The sequence below is a fragment of the Candidatus Margulisiibacteriota bacterium genome (genome assembly GCA_028706105.1).
In the GTDB taxonomy this organism is placed as follows: domain Bacteria; phylum Margulisbacteria; class Riflemargulisbacteria; order GWF2-35-9; family DYQY01; genus DYQY01.
This window is the reverse complement of sequence record JAQWCF010000141.1, coordinates 1-2,916: the sequence shown is the minus strand read 5'-3', so window position 1 is coordinate 2,916 and position 2,916 is coordinate 1. Positions and strand designations below refer to the sequence as shown.

General features: G+C 31.0%; 4 protein-coding genes. All 4 read left to right on the top strand.

Features of this window, described 5'->3' with window-relative positions; genetic code table 11:
• The first annotated feature begins 178 nt into the window (after nt 1–178).
• The gene (locus PHF25_09395) at nt 179–370 is read left to right on the top strand and encodes a hypothetical protein (GenBank protein MDD4528221.1); all 192 of its coding nucleotides are present in this window, start codon (nt 179–181) and stop codon (nt 368–370) included.
• A complete protein-coding gene (locus PHF25_09390) occupies nt 363–1,220 on the top strand; it encodes a hypothetical protein (GenBank protein ID MDD4528220.1) in 858 nt (285 codons plus the stop codon). The genes PHF25_09395 and PHF25_09390 overlap by 8 nt, the downstream gene beginning before the upstream one ends.
• Nucleotides 1,221–1,419: 199 nt before the next feature.
• Nucleotides 1,420–2,172, top strand: coding sequence for a hypothetical protein (locus PHF25_09385; GenBank protein ID MDD4528219.1), 753 nt, complete (start codon nt 1,420–1,422; stop codon nt 2,170–2,172).
• A 12-nt stretch (nt 2,173–2,184) separates the two neighbouring features.
• On the top strand, nt 2,185–2,586 hold the full coding sequence (locus PHF25_09380) for a hypothetical protein (protein ID MDD4528218.1): 402 nt from the start codon (nt 2,185–2,187) through the stop codon (nt 2,584–2,586).
• The last annotated feature ends 330 nt before the right edge of the window (nt 2,587–2,916 follow it).

Below are 2,916 nucleotides of genomic sequence, written 5' to 3'. Positions count from 1 at the left end.
TCACAGTGGCATAGTTCAACTCACTTGCATTCCCCATTTCCACACTTATTTTAAATCATTTACACCAAATAATTTGCAGTGTTGCAAGTTATTTCTATTTTTGTACGGAAACGGTGAATACAAGCCTTAATGTTATGGGCAATATTAAAAAACGAAAAACTCTGCAATAAAAGGAAATATGGAAAAAATATTAGATTTTTTTTCGAATAATTATGAATGGATATTTTCAGGAATAGGTGTTTTTATAATTTCATTATTCTTGATACGAAAATATAAAGGACAGAAACAGAAAGTTGGCAATAATTCAGTTGGTATTCAAGCAGGCAGAGATGTGAAAATCAAGAAGTTTAAAAACAAAAAGGATGTTTGAAAAGCAAAAACAAGAAACGGGAGAAGGCGGAACTTCTCTTCAAGCTGGAAATGACATTAAAATTATTCAGAATGTTGGATTACAGTTTTTAGAAGTGAAAGAGATATTTCATTTATTGTTAAGTGAAAATTTTCCAAAACTTAGAGAAATTGCATCACAGACAGCAATACAGAATATTGAGCATTATTTGGAAAAATTCGAAACGAAATTCGCACAAAATTTCAATAGAATTGACGTAGAAAAAATTAAAGACCCTGATATTCAGTTTAGCTTCAATGAAGTTGTTGAAGCTAGTGCAAGAAAGGGAAATAAAGTAGATACTGATGTTTTGTCTGAACTATTAATTGAGCGTATTAGCATAGAGTCAAATGATTTTATTTCTATTGTTTCGAGTGAAGCAATTAAAATAGTTCCTAAGTTAACTCCTGAGCATATTAGTTTTTTGTCTTTAGTACAATATTTCACATCGGTTGTTCATTCGACATTTACAGATTTAAGACAATTAGAGCAACCAGCTTTATTAATTGTTGGTCTCACGAGTAATAGTTTTAACTTGAGTCATTCAAATAAACAGTACTTGCAATTTACTGGAACATTGTCAGCGTTGAATATTATTAGTAGAGATTGCATGAAAATTACAAAGAACAATTATCCGTTTGTTAAGGACATTGCTGATGATGAGTTAGCTAAACTAATTGAGCAAAAAGCCCCATCCTATAAAAAGCTTATGGATATCTATAAAATAAATGAATTATATCAAATCACTTTGACTACTGTTGGACAAATGATTGCGTTAGCTAATTTAAAAAGAGTTTTAGGAAATCTTGATTACGGTATTTGGATAAAATAAAGCCCATAACACGCGGTATAAAACATTGGGGTTTAAGTGGTTATTCGGGTGTTCTGCCCCGCATCAAGTTCGGTGTAACTTGACAAGCTAGTAGTCCGCAATCCCCAACGATTTCATACCGCCACCGTTGTAGCCAATTATAGAAATCGACGTCACAGAAGACAAAAACAACATATTAGAAAATAGAATTAGCGAAAATATGAAACTTTATTCTCAAAGAGCAATTGCAATAGCAACCTATTTTGGTGGACCTCTAGCTGCTGGAATTTTGATTAGAAAAAACTTCATTAATCTAGGAAAAGAAAAGCAAGGTTTAAATTCCTTAATAATTGGAATATTAAGTACCCTGTTAATATTTTACGGAATATTCCAGATTCCTGAATCAATATTAGATAAAATCCCGAATGCTTTGATTCCTCTTATCTATACAGGAATAATTTATTTAATAGTTGAAAATCTGCAAGGTCAAGAACTTAACAAGCACAAAGAAGAAAAAAATGAATTCTATTCAAATTGGAAAGCCACTGGTATAGGTGCTATTTGTTCAGTAATTCTAATTGGTGGAATATTTGCATATGCTTATTTATCACCAACAGATTGGGATGTAGATAAATATGATTCGGGACTGAAAAAATACAATGAGAATGAACAGGTAGCGATGAAATTATTTGATATGCTGGAAAGAAATTCGAAAAATGAGATAGTATTATTTATCGAAAAAACAGGAATTCCTAAATGGGAAGAATGCATTGAAATTTTAAACGAAATGAACACAATTGAAAACATACCACAAGATTTTCAAAAACAAAACCAATTATTACTTGAATATAGTAAATTAAGGATTGAAGCTTATGAATTAATATCAAAAGCTATATTTAATGAAACATCAGAATATGATGAAGAAATAATTAAACGGCATAAACGAATTGATGAAATTATTAATGAACTTTAAAAATGAACCTATATGAATTTTAGAGCATCATTTTGTGACCCATTTAAACCAAAGATTATTGAAATTGGAAACATTGAGAAAGAAAAGATTATTGAAACTTTTGAAAAAATTCCGTGGAAAGAACTTTTGAATAAAATGGAATCTTCCAAAAGTGAAGAAATTTATTATTCACCTTCTCTCGAAATTGAAAACAAAGACAATAAGAATGGTATTGTTATTTCAGCCGTTGATGGTCGTGAATGGTATATCTTTTTTAAAAGACCAAAATTGGTAAAGAAACTATTTGGACTAATTGAGAAAATAAATGAAAATTATACGACTGAAATACAAGGTCAAACAGAAAAAGATGCTTTAGACTGTTTAAATGCACTAATAAATAATGACTTGGAATTCTTAGAAAGAAAAATTAAATAACTGGCTACAACAAGGGGTGTAACCAATTTGGGATGAATGGGTTACGGAATCGGGTCGGCACGCAGGAATGTTCTTAACGGGGGATAAATCCCAAGCCCCGCTCCCCCAAACTGGTCACACCCCCAGCCGTTAGCGGTCATGCTAAGAAACACAGAAACCTACACAAATCGATAAAAAATGAATGATAATAAAACAGGTAGACTAATTTTAATTGTAACAATAATTTGTGCAATTTATCTATTACTTTCCTTTTTCTATTATCACATTGACAAGTATTTGACTGGGTTACTTTTTGTCATTTTGACTCTTCTCTTACCGACGACTTTTATT

Excerpts from the sequence above, each read along its gene's own strand:
- PHF25_09385 (MDD4528219.1), top strand. The coding sequence starts at position 1,420 with ATGAAACTTTATTCTCAAAGAGCAATTGCAATAGCAACCTATTTTGGT.
- PHF25_09395 (MDD4528221.1), top strand. The coding sequence starts at position 179 with ATGGAAAAAATATTAGATTTTTTTTCGAATAATTATGAATGGATATTT.
- PHF25_09390 (MDD4528220.1), top strand. The coding sequence starts at position 363 with ATGTTTGAAAAGCAAAAACAAGAAACGGGAGAAGGCGGAACTTCTCTT.
- PHF25_09380 (MDD4528218.1), top strand. The coding sequence starts at position 2,185 with ATGAATTTTAGAGCATCATTTTGTGACCCATTTAAACCAAAGATTATT.